Annotated in this window: 17 protein-coding genes; 3 read left to right on the top strand and 14 right to left on the bottom strand. The window is 60.9% G+C overall.

All coding sequences use genetic code 11. The features are described 5' to 3' along the window. Positions 1-13: 13 nt before the first annotated feature. The 9 genes from ASF61_RS06920 to ASF61_RS06880 all read right to left on the bottom strand — a co-directional run bounded on the left by ASF61_RS06920 (position 14) and on the right by ASF61_RS06880 (position 6,832). Complete coding sequence (locus tag ASF61_RS06920) at positions 14-961, bottom strand: DsbC family protein (RefSeq protein ID WP_056153047.1); 948 nt, start codon at positions 959-961, stop codon at positions 14-16. After that, positions 939-2,237, bottom strand: a complete 1,299-nt coding sequence (locus ASF61_RS06915; RefSeq protein ID WP_056153043.1) for a TrbI/VirB10 family protein — start codon at positions 2,235-2,237, stop codon at positions 939-941. The genes ASF61_RS06920 and ASF61_RS06915 overlap by 23 nt, the downstream gene beginning before the upstream one ends. Beyond that, positions 2,230-2,979 carry a type-F conjugative transfer system secretin TraK gene (locus tag ASF61_RS06910; RefSeq protein WP_082491265.1) on the bottom strand — a complete coding sequence of 250 codons (750 nt, stop codon included), beginning with the start codon at positions 2,977-2,979 and terminating at the stop codon, positions 2,230-2,232. Before ASF61_RS06910 ends, ASF61_RS06915 begins: the two co-directional genes overlap by 8 nt. Next, complete coding sequence (locus ASF61_RS06905; RefSeq protein WP_056153037.1) at positions 2,954-3,535, bottom strand: TraE/TraK family type IV conjugative transfer system protein; 582 nt, start codon at positions 3,533-3,535, stop codon at positions 2,954-2,956. Before ASF61_RS06905 ends, ASF61_RS06910 begins: the two co-directional genes overlap by 26 nt. 2 nt (positions 3,536-3,537) lie before the next feature. Then, a complete protein-coding gene (traL, locus tag ASF61_RS06900; RefSeq protein WP_056153034.1) occupies positions 3,538-3,822 on the bottom strand; it encodes a type IV conjugative transfer system protein TraL in 285 nt (94 codons plus the stop codon). 9 nt (positions 3,823-3,831) lie between these two features. After that, positions 3,832-4,155 (bottom strand): TraA family conjugative transfer protein, encoded by a 324-nt coding sequence (gene traA, locus ASF61_RS06895; RefSeq protein WP_056153031.1) that lies wholly within the window; start codon positions 4,153-4,155, stop codon positions 3,832-3,834. Further along, complete coding sequence (locus tag ASF61_RS23170; RefSeq protein WP_156369482.1) at positions 4,152-4,790, bottom strand: hypothetical protein; 639 nt, start codon at positions 4,788-4,790, stop codon at positions 4,152-4,154. Before ASF61_RS23170 ends, traA begins: the two co-directional genes overlap by 4 nt. Further along, positions 4,754-5,239: a lytic transglycosylase domain-containing protein gene (locus ASF61_RS06885; RefSeq protein ID WP_082491264.1), complete on the bottom strand. Its 486-nt coding sequence runs from the start codon at positions 5,237-5,239 to the stop codon at positions 4,754-4,756. The genes ASF61_RS23170 and ASF61_RS06885 overlap by 37 nt, the downstream gene beginning before the upstream one ends. A 390-nt stretch (positions 5,240-5,629) precedes the next feature. Beyond that, entirely contained in the window at positions 5,630-6,832 is a 1,203-nt protein-coding gene (locus ASF61_RS06880; protein WP_056153025.1) for a DUF1173 domain-containing protein, read from the bottom strand. A gap of 247 nt (positions 6,833-7,079) precedes the next feature. On the opposite strand from ASF61_RS06880, the gene ASF61_RS06875 reads away from it, so the two are divergent. Beyond that, a complete protein-coding gene (locus ASF61_RS06875; protein ID WP_056153024.1) occupies positions 7,080-7,931 on the top strand; it encodes a helix-turn-helix domain-containing protein in 852 nt (283 codons plus the stop codon). Positions 7,932-8,064: 133 nt separating this feature from the next. Further along, positions 8,065-8,448 carry a TrfB-related DNA-binding protein gene (locus ASF61_RS23585; RefSeq protein ID WP_162241976.1) on the top strand — a complete coding sequence of 128 codons (384 nt, stop codon included), beginning with the start codon at positions 8,065-8,067 and terminating at the stop codon, positions 8,446-8,448. Between the two features lie 268 nt (positions 8,449-8,716). Here the strand turns inward: ASF61_RS23585 and ASF61_RS06865 are convergent, their stop codons facing one another. Together ASF61_RS06865 and ASF61_RS06860 are read right to left on the bottom strand one after the other, a co-directional pair. Beyond that, positions 8,717-10,660: a cytochrome c/FTR1 family iron permease gene (locus tag ASF61_RS06865; protein ID WP_056153018.1), complete on the bottom strand. Its 1,944-nt coding sequence runs from the start codon at positions 10,658-10,660 to the stop codon at positions 8,717-8,719. Next, positions 10,650-11,618 carry an arsenic resistance protein gene (locus ASF61_RS06860; RefSeq protein WP_056153015.1) on the bottom strand — a complete coding sequence of 323 codons (969 nt, stop codon included), beginning with the start codon at positions 11,616-11,618 and terminating at the stop codon, positions 10,650-10,652. The genes ASF61_RS06865 and ASF61_RS06860 overlap by 11 nt, the downstream gene beginning before the upstream one ends. Positions 11,619-11,852: 234 nt before the next feature. Between ASF61_RS06860 and ASF61_RS06855 the strand changes: the two genes are divergently transcribed. Beyond that, on the top strand, positions 11,853-12,203 hold the full coding sequence (locus tag ASF61_RS06855; protein WP_056153012.1) for a helix-turn-helix transcriptional regulator: 351 nt from the start codon (positions 11,853-11,855) through the stop codon (positions 12,201-12,203). Positions 12,204-12,293: 90 nt separating this feature from the next. Here ASF61_RS06855 and ASF61_RS06850 read toward each other — a convergent pair whose 3' ends face one another. Genes ASF61_RS06850 through arsC form a run of 3 tightly spaced genes read right to left on the bottom strand, consistent with a single transcriptional unit; the run spans position 12,294 to position 13,953 of the window. After that, the gene (locus tag ASF61_RS06850) at positions 12,294-12,797 is read right to left on the bottom strand and encodes an arsinothricin resistance N-acetyltransferase ArsN1 family B (protein WP_056153009.1); all 504 of its coding nucleotides are present in this window, start codon (positions 12,795-12,797) and stop codon (positions 12,294-12,296) included. Between the two features lie 18 nt (positions 12,798-12,815). Continuing rightward, positions 12,816-13,532 carry an arsenical resistance protein ArsH gene (gene arsH, locus ASF61_RS06845; protein ID WP_056153005.1) on the bottom strand — a complete coding sequence of 239 codons (717 nt, stop codon included), beginning with the start codon at positions 13,530-13,532 and terminating at the stop codon, positions 12,816-12,818. Further along, positions 13,525-13,953 (bottom strand): arsenate reductase (glutaredoxin), encoded by a 429-nt coding sequence (arsC, locus tag ASF61_RS06840; RefSeq protein ID WP_056153001.1) that lies wholly within the window; start codon positions 13,951-13,953, stop codon positions 13,525-13,527. Before arsC ends, arsH begins: the two co-directional genes overlap by 8 nt. Between the last annotated feature and the right edge of the window lie 6 nt (positions 13,954-13,959).

The raw sequence follows: 13,959 nt of genomic DNA, 5'->3' as shown, positions 1-13,959 counted from the left end.
GGCAGTCTCCGTTTCATGGGCGCGCCAGGCGCGCTTCAAGTTCGGCAGCGGACATGGCACCGGCGGCGCTGCCGCCGTTGGCAAACAGGATGTACGGCGTGCCGCTGATGCCTGACCGCTCTGCCAGGGCCACGTTGCGGGCGATGGGCGTGCTGCACGCTATCGAACTGAGCGACTTGGCCGGTTTGGCCGACTTGGGCGGCTTGCCCGTCTGGTTGAAATCGCGCCATGCGACAGCACGGTCTGCTTGACACCAGATTGCTTGCGCCACTGCGGTCGCCTGCGGGTGCAGCGAGGCGAGCGGAAACAGGAAGGTGTAGATCGTCACGTTGTCCAGTTTTGCGAGCTCCTGTTCCAGCTGCCGGCAATACGGGCAGTGCGGATCGGAGAACACGGCCAGCTGGCGCGCGCCGCTGCCGCGCACGGTCTTGATGGCGTCTGCCAGCGGCAGTTCCTGGAAGGCGAGCCGGGGGCGGTCAGGTTGATCCTGCCGCAGTGTGGCGTTCTTGCTCGCTGCGGTCAGGTCGGTCTGGGTCTGCATGTCGTACAAGTGGCCGAAGATGAAGTGCCTGCCTTCGTCGGTCATGTAGGCGACGTTGGAACCCATCCATACTTCCCATAGCCCTGGCACTGGTGTGCGGGCGATGGCGCCGAAGGTGGTGGACGGGTAGCGCTGCGCCAGCAACTGGCGCATTGCCGCCTCCGCCGTTTCTGCGGTATCGACCTTCTCGGCCGCCTTGGCCGGGTCGGCATGGGCAGCGTGCAGCGCGGCAGCAGCGGCGCCGGTAGCGTCATCCTGCGCGGCACTGGCAGCGTAATCGGGCGCGGCGGCGACAGCGTAATCTTGGGCGGCGCCTGCAGCGCAATCTGGAGCGTCGCCTGCGGCGCCGCAGCTGGCCAGCAATGCAGCCATGGTTAGCAGCACGCGCGCGCGGGTGCTATTCGTGTTCAGGGTCGACATCGACTTTAACTCCTTGAGTGAGGACGATATCGACCACGCGACCGGCGTCGATCTCGATGACTGGAAACATTTTTTCTGCGAGCTGGATGTAATACGTGGCGAGGCGATCGAGCGCCCGGCCAACGCCGCTGCCTATCCCCGACTGAAACTCCTGGCCCGGCTTGATCGAGTTGGTCGATCCCAGCGGGGACACCGACTGCACCGACGACGATCGCTCCAGCCCTGTACCGATCCCCGCCACCACGCCGGCCAACAGCGCATTGCCCAGCACCTGTCCCTGCTTGCTGACCAGGCGCCCGCGCATGCCGGCCTTGCCGTCCTCGCCGACGATGTAGCCCTTGATCGGTACATCGAGCACGTTGCCGTCTTTCGACACGCATGACAGCGACTCGGTGCGGATGTAACCGCGTTCGCTGCTCAGGTCCCCGTAGCCGGCGCCCGTGATCAGGCACTGCGCCCAGTCATAGCGGTAGCGGTTCGGCAGCACCGCCAGGTCGTGCAATTGCAGCAGCACCGGGTGGGGGTTGGACTGCGACTGGCCTCCGGTCGGTGCGTCAAGACCGGAGAGCAGAACGGCCTGGCCGAACATGCCGGCGGGCAGATAGTTCTGCGCGGTCTTGCGCGCTGCTTTGGAGTCTGGCGAATTGGCCGCAGCCGCCAAAGCGGGACCTGCACCGTGCACCGACTCCGGGCCTCGACCGAGTTTTACGGTCAGGATGCCGCCAATGGGTGGCGACGCCGCGTTCCTGCCACCTTGGCCGGGTGGCTTTTGACCTGGCGCTTTCGCTGCTTGCGGTGCTGGCTTTGTTGGTGTCTGCCCGGGTACCGGTGCCGAGGGCGTGCCGGCCGGGTAGCCGCTGTTCGTCTTGTCGATCTTCTTCTCGTATTCGGCCAAGCGCCGGTCAAGGTCGGCGTCGCTCATTTTCTCCGGCGTCTGTTCGGGTGTTTTGCCTGCCGCGTTGTCTCGCGAGCTGCTGCCGGCACCGCGCGCGGTCAGGATGCGGTTCTCGTTTTCCAGTATCGCCAGCTTGGCCTCCATTGAGGCCAGGCGGGAATCCGAGACGCCGCGCCAGGCATCTTGCGGATCGACCTTGTCGCCGGGCGCGATGTAGCTCTTGGTCTTGATGTCGGCCTTGGATGTGACGCCTGCCTTCGGCGCCGTATCGGAGGTGAAGTAGACACCGACGGACGCGATGGCGAGGATGCCGAGCAGTACGCCGCCCAGCAGAACGTACTGCCTGCGCCGCGCACGCGTGGTGGGAGAGGGCTTATTCATGTTGGGCCTTCCTGCGGATGATGTACAGGCGGGTTGAGGCCTCCGGCGCCAGGTTGAGCTGGTCGAGCGCGATCACGTGTACGCCCGGGCGGTAGAATTCCCGTTCATCGAGCACCATCGGCGCTTGCGAGACATTGGCGAGAACGTAGCGCTCGCCGACCATGTCGCCGCTGCTGTACCTTGTTTCGAGCAGCATCGACGCCTCCTGCCAGAGGTCGAGCTTGCGGCCTACCTGCGTCACCTCGATGTCCTCGGGCAGTTCGTCGCCGGCCATCACGCCGATGAGCCGCTTGATCGCCTTGTCGTAGGCACCGGACTTGAAGTCGTTGCGGGCCAGGGCGCTACGCTGCCTCGGTTGCTTGATGATGATCGAGTCGGCTGGCGCATCGACGATCTGCAGGACCAGGGTGTAGGTATTGCCAGCATCCGTGGTCAGGAAGCCGTTAATCGGTTTGCTGGCGCCGTCCGGCACCGTGAGGAAGACCTGCCCGGTTTCCTCGTCGGCGTCGATACCCAGTTCTCCTTCGCGCACGCGCAGCGAGGCGACACGGCCGTGATCGACCGCCAGCCGCGTCATTTCCTTTTTGGAGAGCTTGGCATAGAGGGTGCTGCCGTCGCCGCCTTCGACGATTTGGACGGCCTTGGCCTGGGCGCAGGACAACGCCAGCGCAGTCGCCAGTGCTATCACCACGGCCACCGACGCGCGGGCAGTGCGACTATTTTTTTTCAGCGAAGGGATCATCGTTGTCTGCCTCGTGGTGGTTGGTGATGTAGAACCGGCCGCCGGCGTGAACGAAGTCGATCACGTAGGACTGGCGGCGCGGCGGAAAGGGTTTGCCTGAAACGATGGTGACCAGGTCGCCTGTTATTGCGACGCGGCGGTTGCGCATGTCCGTGTTGATTTCCCTGACCGAGAACATCGAGCTCGATCCATCGCGCTTGACGCGCATCTCCTGCAGGTCGCAGCGCTTCTTGTACGTGTCGCGGTCGCGCGGCAGCACGTAGGTCAGGTACTGCCTGCACGCGGTTTTGACGGTTTCGGGCGTGACGTTCAGGGACAGGCCGTTGATGAACTGGCCGAGGTCTTCGTAGTACGACTGCGAGGCGTCTTCGCTGCTGATCCAGAAAGGGCGCGTGATTTCCGGCGGCACGAACGCGGTCTTGGTTTCGCCGGTCTGCGCGAGCACCGTGCTTGCCAGGATGATGATGGCGACGATGCAGCCCGCCAGCATCCAGCGCAGCGTGCGGTTCTTGTTTTGCTCATCCGAGAGCTGGCCGAGGTAGGAGTGCTTGTCCATGGTCAGCCTATGAATTCACGGGCGGACGATGGCGGCAGCGAGGGAAACGGAAACACAATCTCGCTGGGCAGGTACCAGTACATGATGTGGACCACGTACATGCGGTGCTTGCCGGCTTTCTTCTTGCTGTACCAGCGTGCGCACCACACGCCGATCACCACCCCCAGCAGCAGAAAGCCAGACAGAATGCCGAACACCACGCCGATCATGAAAATAATGGTCTGGTCGAAGTCCCACCACAACATCTTGGGCGGCTCGTCGTGCTTGGTGGGGATGGCGAAATCCATGGCGTCACCTCAAACAACTGCGGTCAGGATGGATTCGATCAGGGACGGACCGAAACCGATGATCAGCGCCAGGACCAGGCCGAAGATGGCCGGCATCGGGTTCTGGCGGGCGGCGGAAAAGCCGGCGCCGATCAGGAAGGCCGCGATGGCAAAGATCTTGCCGAGGTAGCCCTTGGCCCAGCCGACGATCAGGTCGTAGGTTTCCTGGAATTCGGTACCGGTCACGCCCGCGTGGGCGCTGCTCATCAGTATCGTGATTGCCGCCAGTGTCAGCGCCACGCTCAGATGACGTTTGCTCACCAGGGGCGAGCGGTGTTGGACGATTGTGTTCACTTTGCATTTCCTTTCATGTGGACATCAGCAGGGGGAGGAAAACGTACCGTTCCCCGCCGCTGCATGGCCTGTTCGGCGCGTGCAACCGGGCGTGGAGCGGCGACCTCTTGGCGCTCGATGATCTGGGCGCCGGGAGCCTGGTGCGCGACGATGCTGCGCATCGCCTTGGCGCGGGCCGCGATGACGGCATGCTGTCCGGCAGGCGGTCCAACGAAATCCGAGCGGGCGGTAATCTCGACGCGGGACTGTGGACGTGCTTGCGCAGCATCGATCAACGCATCCCGGTCTGCATCGCTTACCCGCGAAGAATTGAAGGGAAAGCTGATATCGACGGTCAGCTTCACGTCCTTCTTGTCCCCAATGCCGGCGGCCACGGGGTTGACGGGCGTCGCTGTCGGCGCTGGCAGAACAGCTGTCTTCACGCTCGGCACGGGGCAGGAAGGCATGGCGCAGTACACGTACCGCGTGCTCTGGCCAGCTCCAACCTGGGTGATGTCGAAACGTGGCGCGGGCAGTGCTGCCGCGCGCGGCGCCGTAGCAGTCACTGGCGGCCATGCGGATGTAGCGCACGCGCACAGCGAGGCCGCCAGGCACGCAATCAGCGCGCTGCGTTCAAGTGTCTGTAGATTTTCCATGCGTACTCCATCCGTTTGGATTCGCTCGCTGCGTTGTAGGCGCCTACGGCTTGCCAGGTGTCGCCGAAGCGGCGCAGGTTCTTGGCGAAGATCCATGCGCCCACGTGGACGTTGGTGCAGGGTTCAAGCAGGTCTTGCTCGGTGATGCCGAACTGGCGATGCAGCGTCGGGAGCCAGCTGCTGTTGATGCCCATGCAGCCGATGTCGTAGGTGCCGTTGCTGTTGACGGGATGACGTGCGATACATGCGCCAGATGACTCTTGCTGGGCAAGTGCGCGCAGGATGTCGGGGCGGGGCAAAACGAACCGCTTGCCGGCGTCGTCGAAGCACTGGCGAGGAATTTCCTTCGCGTTTGTACAAGCGGCACTGGTGAGAAGGAGGGCGGCCACAAGGAAGCGGCCGGGCAGAAATCCCTGCCCATCCTTTGCGTTTTGGAAATTCGGGCGCATCTTGTGTCTCCCGCTTATTGTTTTGCGTCGAGCAATAAGTTTCGTATAAAAGCTCGCATTGACAGCCAGTTTTGATCACTTAAATTTGCGCGTCAAGATAATTTGGAGGGTTGAAATTTGTGTTTGATGGAAGTCATGGCAGGCGACTTCAGCCTTTACAGCGAAGGGTTCGACTGCTAGCGGTCAGGTCCTATTTTTGAGGAAATTTTTCAGTGGGATTGCGGTGTGGGGGGGGCTTGCAGGACCAAATCAGGCACCGCTTGAGGCGGACGAGTCAGCACTTCCAGCAGTGATGAGGCTTCAGAATTACGGACAGGCGAACGTCGCTAGAGGTGATGGAGCGGCGCGGGCTATGGGACGATTAGCAAGGGATCGCCCCATCGACAGGCTTCACGCCGATCGTGCTATGGGCGGCATCTCGCCGGACTCCGGGTGCCATACCCAGGCAGCCATCTTGCTGCCATCGATGAGCTCTGCCAGCGCCGCCGTATAGTCGTCGCTACTGCCCGGTGGTGGAATGTACATCGCGATCGGCGGCTTCGTATCTGCCAGCACGGCAGTGGCGAGCGGCCGGTTCTGCGGCAGGTTGTAACGCAGTCCTTTCAGGAACCGCCTGCCATCGGCGGCCAGCATGTCGATCAGGATTTTTTCCGCGCGGTTCTCGAACGGCAGCCAGTTATCGGTGGTGACCATCAAGGCCATTTCTTCGACGGTCGCCACGCCGGCCTGGTTGACGCCGAACGTCGCGATGGTGACCAGGTGGGTGCCGTCGATGCTCTGCCACAGGCTCAATTCCTGGTCAAAGCGTTTGAGCAGGCGCTCGTGCATGCCCGGCCCCAGCATGAAGGGGAAGTCCGCCGAATGCCGGGCGACGAGTTTGTGCCCGTTACGGGACGGCGCAAAATCCTTGACCTCTGCGATCAGCACCATCAGCCTGCGCTGGCCCTGATGGCCGCCTATTTCAGCGACTTGCGCCAGTTGGGCCGTACGCCGATGCGCGATGGCCTGTTTGCGTTCGAGCGTGAACGGCTCCGGGATAAACAACAGATCCGAGAGGTCGTGACCTTTCACCTGCTTATGCCGGGCCGCTTGCAGCAGGTACTTGCGCAGCACGGCCCAATTGCGCTTGCCGTGCATGGCGGGCGACCACTTGTGAAAGCCCGCTTGCTCCCACAGGAAGTGCAGCAGGGCGCGCAGCGACAGTTTCTTGCCGTCTGTCTTGACGCTGTCAGCGTCACCCTCGCCAGGCTTGGGTGCTGCACGGCCGCCCGACTTGGTGAGCGCAAACTGCAGCCTCAAGGTCGTGGCGTCGAGGTCGGGCACTTCGATGATGGCCGAACCGAGTACCTCGCCAAGCCCTGACAACTCCGGGGGCGGCTCGTACGAGGGGCAAGCGGCATCGTGGTCGTCGGCGGAGTAGGGCATGCGCTTGATGACGTAGCGCTCGTCGATGCGGGCGACGTACATGTCGATCCCGTCTGGGAGGCACAGGCATTTCGGACGTTGCCTGGCGCCATAAGCAGCGGCGAGCAGCGTCTCAAAATTGTCGGCGCCTTTTTCGACGGTATCGCCGCCGATTTTGTAGAGCGTCATGAAATCCCCGCAAACGATATTGCTCGGGAGAGCAGTAGGCCCACGATTCGAGTGGACATGAGTTGATGATCGTGCGCCAACTGTGCTACGGCGATTTGCGCTATATGCTATTTTTGATTAATCGCTTCCATCTTGCGGAAACATTGCGGTCCCGCTAGATTGGCTTGCTACAATTGATTTCACCAGTTCATTGCTGTCCAGCATAGACGCCGATCCGCCCAGCTGCCTTCTCCCAGCGAGGAAAAATATGCACGTGACCGATACCGAACGTAATTCCGGTTCCATCGTTGACGCAGTGGGCGAAATGCTGCTGCGCCACGGTGTCCCGGCGCGTCAGCGAAGCAAGAAGCTGGCGGAAATTCTGGGCCTCAGTTATTCGCAGGCACACCGCAAGCTTAATGGCGGGGTGGACTGGACCATCGGCCAGGTGCAGACGGTGGCAGATTTTTTCAACGAGCGTCTCGACACTATCGGTTGGGGRGGGGGGGGGGGCGGTGGTCATGCGACCGACGCCTCACGGGCGACGCTGACGATGGGTGCCGATGGTGCGCGGTATCCCTGCCTGGTGTGGATCGGCGAGCAACTGAGCACCAGTGCTAAGGTCGACTTCGTCGTGATCGGGGAGGGCGACGGGTGGGCAGTGATCGAAAGTTCCAGGTGTCCCGACGATGTGCCGCGCTACCGGGCCAACAAGCTGGAAATCGTTGTCGAGCACCCATTCGCGCCGACGGTGGCGATCGTTGACGATGAACACGGCTTTGCCGATAGCCTGTGCGATTACCTGAACGATAGCGGCTTGCGTGCCGTTCCTTTCTATGACCTGGCATCGCTTGAGCGGTCAATGGAGGAACGCGAGTACGATGGCTATGTCATGGATTGGATACTCGGCGAGCGGACGTCGGAATCACTAATCAAAAAAATCCGATTGGCTGAGACTAACGGCGTGCCGATCTACGTCCTCAGCGGGAAAGTCACCAGCGGACATATTGATGAAGCCGAAGCGGCGCGCGCGATCAGACAGCTCGACGTGCACTGGCGCGATAAGCCGATCAGGATGGCGACGTTTGCTGCGGAGTTGCAAAAAAGCTTGGGCGCGTAGCTGGTTTGATATAACGGCGTGCAGCCGTCGGCATGACAGGTTACGGCTCCTTTGTGCGTACGTTTGTACGGCGCGCGAATGCCCCACCCTGATGCAGTCGGCGGCATTCCATAAACCCTGTCAGGAGCAAGACATGAAGCTAGTTCGCCTTTCGGCCAGTGACTTTGCGCGTATCGCGTCGCGAACCCGGTTGGGGCCGGCCGCAACTGCCATGGCTTCCGGCATTCTGGTTGAGCGGAGAGGCTTGGCTGAGGTCGCTGTCGAGCATGGCGTTACCAGGCAACGTGTATTTCTGGCGGTGGAGTCTGTTCGAAAGGAGTATTCGAATTCGCTTGAACAGTGTGGGAACTTGGCTGTAGAGCTCGAATTGCCCCACACGCTGGCCGTGCCGCTTGAGCAATTCGTCCTGACACTTCATGCTCAGGGCAGCATAGATAACAAGCTCGCCATGGTCAGTATATTGACCGTGGCGCTCGAACGAGCAGTCCAGTCGCACGGGGACAACTGGGGCAAATGAATTTGCCATCACAACCTCTGATCGCTCGGAGTATAAAGAGCTCGAACTGGCATCCCGAACTTGTTCTGTCCTGATTGACACCTGATCCCACGGTGCCGTGTTGACGCGCGGGCAGGGATATCCTGCGCGTCGGGCATTGCAGGCGCTCGCGGTTGACGACGTAACCCCGCACGCTCAGGGACATGGCCGTAAGCCCGCACCGGGTCGTGAGCGTCGAGATTGCCTCGTCGAAGCGCACGACATTCGCAAACTTGACGTGCAATTCCGGTTACTCTTTTGAATGTCTACGCGCAGTCAACCAGTTAAAGCCAAATCCACCGAAGGCTGCCATCGCCACAACGACCTGCGCCGCTACCGTCTCCAATGTCGGATAGAGCCCGAGCCAGTCAACGCGCGGTCCGTTAACCAGGTTGGCGCTTATCCATCCGGCCTCCTGCAATGCCGACACACCCTTGCCGATCAGGACAATCGCCAGAACAGCTACCAGGATCGACGTGAACGAGAAGAACTTACCAATCGGCATGCGTGCACTGGTGCGCAACAATCCAAATGCGATCAACGCCAGAAGTATTAGTGCAGTAAGGAAGCCGGCAGCGAGTGCATTGCCATTTCCTTCGGCCGCCAGCGCAGAGTAGAACAGCACCGTTTCAAAGACCTCGCGATACACCGCGATAAATGACAGTGCAAAAAGTGCGCCGGCTGATTTACGCGTCATGGCAGCGGACAGCTTGCCGCTCAGGTAGTCCTGCCAGCGGCCGGCACTGCTTTTTTGGTGCATCCACAGGCCAACGCTCAGCAGGACTACCGCCGCCAGCACCGAGCCCAAGCCCTCCGTGACTTCGCGGCTGGCGCCGCTGATTTCAATGAAAAACGTGGCGACGACCCAGGTGAGTCCTCCTGCAAACAGGGCACTGATCCAGCCCACATGCACGGGCCGCAATGCATCGGGACGGCCTGCTTTTTTCAGCAAGGCAATCATGCCGATCACGATCAACAGCGCCTCCACGCCTTCGCGCAGCAGGATCGCCAGCGCGCCAAGGAAGGTCGTCGTGGGATCCGCCTTGGCATCGTTCATCAGGACTTCTACCCTGGAAAACAGGCGGGTCAGCTCGTCTGCTGCGGCTTGCGCCTGCTCGGCCGATCCGCTCACGATCATGGACCGGTAATTGAGCATTGCGCCCTCGACGGCAACAAGCAGTGATTTATCGCGCGCACCAACGATTGGTTCAATCGGTTCGAAGCCATCGAGGTAGGCAGATAAAGCCAGCCGGGTTGCCGTGGGCTTGTCGCCCTCGCGCAATGCAGCGAGGCTTTCCTGCAGTCGCTGGCGCGCCAGGGGCACGCCGGAGTGCTTGCCCGCGTCCACGACACCAGGATGGCTTCGAAGATAAGCGGTGATGTCACGGGCGGTATCCTTCGGCAAGGTTTGAGCAGCGAGTGCTTCCGTGATCGTCGTCACCGCAGCCAGGTCCGGGAAGTGGCCCTTCACTGCGCCGCCGGACGCCTTCCATAACTGATCGCCGCGCTGACGCATGTCGGTATCGTAGGCAATGGAGCCGACGTAAAAGGCCAGCGCCCAGCGGTCATCCTCCGGCAGCGTCTCAAAGCTCGCCATCGAGGTTCCTGCGACCCCCTGTGAAATGATCTGGAATAAGGCCATTACGCTGCGGGAGCGGGCACGCTCTGCGTCCGTGAATGCTATGGGAGGTGGTTCCAGGCTGGCGGCCATTGGGCCGTCTCCGCCGCCGGACGCGCCGTGGCAGGAGGCGCATTGCGCGAGGTACAGGGTACGTCCACGCCCAAGATCAGGAATCGACTTAGGGGCGACCGGAATCGGGTAGGAAAGCAGCAGGAGGCCATTGGCGTGATGCGCCAGCTGTGCGACCTCGGCTGCATCTGCCTTGCGGACGACTGCCGCGCGTAGCTCGTCGATGGCCGCCGAGATGCCGGTTCGGCCGGCGTGAGCAGGCAGCAGTTGCACTTGCTTGCCGGCGTTCTCGGTGAAATCAAGCATTTCCGCATATTCAGCATCGCTAACGACGGCACCGTTGGCAACCGCACCGCCGTAGTCTACCGCTACATAATCGATCAGCTGCCACAGCTGCTTGGCGTCCGCTGGCGTTGCCGGCTGGGTGGCGACAGAACCTGCTACGAGTAGTGTGGCGGCGAAAATTACTCTTAAAATCTTGTAAAACCGTACTTTACTGAACATTCTGGTTGCCTCCGAGCTTTGGAATCATACGAATGTAGATCAGCGAACTGACCAACTCGACAATCGTTTGCGTGATAATGATGGCCGGCAGCACCGGGACGGCAGCTGGCACCGCAAGGGCAAGTGGCAATATCACGAGCGAATTGCGGGTTCCGGCACTGAATGCCACGGCCCTACCTGCGGGAGCGTCAAGACCGAACGCGCGCGCCACCGCCCAGCCAAGGAGCGGCGCGGCGACTGCGAAGGCAATGTAGACAGGGGCAACGCGGAGCGCGGCGTCGGTAGCCATCCCCAGTTGCGGGAACATCGCAGCAACCACGATAAACAGCACCAGTGCAGTGGCGGGAACTGGCAGAACCCCCAGCATCGCCGCGCTGCGGCTCCCCGCCGGACTGCGGGCCGCCCACAGTTGGACGGCGGCAGCGGTCACCAGCGGGACTGCGATCAGCCAGACAAAGGCGTCGAAGAACGGACCCAGATGCACCAGACTGGCGGCTTCGTCGCCGAGAAAGCTACGCAAGTAAAGTGGCAGCAGTATCATTTGCGCGACGAGCAGCGCTGGCGTTGCTGCGAGCAGCAACTTGGCATCCGCGCGGCCGAGGTGGGCGAACGTCACCACGTAATCGATACAGGGTGTCAGCAGGACCATTAGCAGGCCGAGCCTGATCATGGGATCCTGCGGCAGCAACTGAACCAGGACACCTACCAGCAATGGCACGACCATAAAATTGGTGACCAATAACGCGCCAAGGAAGCGAACGCGGGTGAGGGCGCGGCGCAGGTCAGCAAGTGGCACCTGCAGAAAGGTGACAAACAGCATCAGTGCCAGCGCTGGATTAATCACGGCCTCGAGTGCGCCCGTACCAGGTACCAGGGTAGCAATCACTGCTGCAAGCACAATGGAACAAAAATAAATAATGACTTGGCGTTGTTCTAGTGTTTCGCGTATCCGGCTCATGATCGGAGTCTGTGAGGGGCTATCCGCCCGGCACGCGCATGTACAAGGAACCAGTGACAGTCGAACGGCTAGCGCAAGTTGAGGATGGTGCTGCCGGTGCGGCAAACACTGTCGCTGCTATCGTTGGAGCAGTTGGCTTATAATAACACTTCAATAGTTATTGATCAATTGAGATGAGAATGATTTGTATCTGTGCTGATGTATACCACTGATAGCACCAAAGGATTTTGAACAATGAAAGAAAAGCAAGCGCTGGACAGTTTTGCCGCGATCTCCCAGGAGACCCGTTTGCGCATCATTCGCTTACTCGTCGTCGCTGGCGCGGAGGGTTTGGCTGCCGGTGCCATCGCAGAACAGCTGGGCGGCGCCGCGTCGCCACGGATCTCTTTTCACCTCAGTCAGCTTGAAAACGCAGGACTGATCGAGAGTCGCCGCAACGGCAGGTCGATCATCTACAGTGTCATATTTTCGACGCTATCCGACCTGGTAGCATTTCTGATGCACGACTGCTGCCAGGGACATTGCAAGTACTGTGACCGAGCGATTGCCCTATTTGCTAAATGTGAAGGCCGACCGAGCGATTAACTTCGGTGGTGGTCCAAGTACAGATGGGCGACTGCGGCTGGGCTATGCTTGTGCGGCTATTTGCACTGAAGAATTGAGATGGACGTTGTTTTAGCCTGCCTTAGGAGAAAGCGTCTTCTGCCAATACCCGACGTCGATCCAGCGATCGAACTTGAAGCCCACTTCAGCGAACTCGCCCACCTTTTCGAACCCCAGTTTTTCGTGCAGCGCCACGCTGCCGGAATTGGGCAGTGCAATGCCACCGATGACCAGGTGGCAGCCACTGTCGGTGAGCCGTTGTAACAGCGCCGAATACAACGCCTTTCCCACGCCTCGGCCTGCAAATGCTGGGTCCAGGTAAACGGTGCTTTCTACAGAAAAGCGGTATGCGGGGCGCACGCGCCATTTGGTGGCGTAGGCATAGCCGAGCACTACGCCGTCCTGTTCAGCCACCAGCCACGGCAGGCCGGCAGCTTGTACATCGGCGATGCGGCCTGCCATGTCGGCTTGCGTGACCGCCAGTTCTTCAAAGGTGATGGTCGTGTCGAGGATGTAGTGGTTGTAGATGTCGGCTACTTTCTGGGCATCGACCGCTACGGCATCGCGCATTTGCATGTCGGTTCCTTTATAAAGTCAGATTCTTTTGATAGCGTGGTCGATGGCCTTCATCGACCGCTCGTTGCGCTCGCTGTAGCGGTCGGTTAGATAATCGGTGCGGCCACGCAGCAGCAAGGTCATCTTGAACAGTTCTTCCATGACGTCGACCACCCGCTCGTAATAGCCGGAGGACCGCATGCGGCCATCCGCGTCGAACTCCTTGTAAGCCATCGGTACCGAAGACTGGTTCGGGATGGTGAACATGCGCATCCAGCGGCCCAGTAGGCGCAGCGTGTTGACCACGTTGAACGACTGCGAACCGCCGCATACCTGCATCACCGCCAAGGTGCGGCCCTGGCTGGGGCGGATGGCGCCCATTTCCAACGGGATCCAGTCGATCTGGTTTTTCATCACGGCCGTCACGGTACCATGCCGCTCCGGGCTGCACCACACTTGGCCTTCGGACCACAGGCATAGCTCACGCAGCTCGACCACCTTCGGATGGTCCTCCGGCACGCTGCCTGCCATGGGCAATTCCATCGGATTGAAAATTCTGACCTCGGCGCCGAAGTGCTCGAGGATGCGGGCCGCTTCTTCTGTGAGGAGACGGCTGAATGAGCGCTCCCGCAACGAGCCGTAGAGCATCAGGATGCGCGGCGGGTGGTTCAGGTCGCCGACCTGAGCCAGCTTGTCCAGGGTCGGCAGGTCCAGCAGCGACGGATCGATATTGGGCAGGGCTGCGATCTTATCCATGCTTGATGCGCTCCCCATCGGCGTCAATCACCTGTTCGCCGTCTTCCTTGGCAAACGCCCCTTGTTGTGGCTGCGCCAGAAGGTCGAGCACCAGTTCCGATGGCCGGCACAGGCGCACGCCCAGCGGCGTCTCCACGAACGGGCGGTTGATCAGGATCGGGTGGGCAACCATCGCGTCGAGCAAGTCCTGATCGGAGACAGCGGGGGAGTCGAGACCGAGCTCCGCATACGGGGTGCCTTTTTGGCGAACGGCCGTGTGAACGGTGAGTCCCGCTTTCTGAATCAGGTCGGCCAGCTTTTCGGTGCTCGGCGGGTGCTTCAAGTATTCGATAACGACCGGCTCGATGCCGGCATTGCGGATCAGCGCGAGTGTATTGCGCGACGTGCCGCAGTCGGGGTTGTGGTAGATGGTGACAGTCATGAATGA

The sequence above is a fragment of the Duganella sp. Leaf126 genome (assembly GCF_001423125.1).
Lineage (GTDB): Bacteria > Pseudomonadota > Gammaproteobacteria > Burkholderiales > Burkholderiaceae_D > Rugamonas.
Note: the sequence above shows the minus strand (reverse complement) of the source record. Positions and strands in the feature narration are given on the sequence as shown.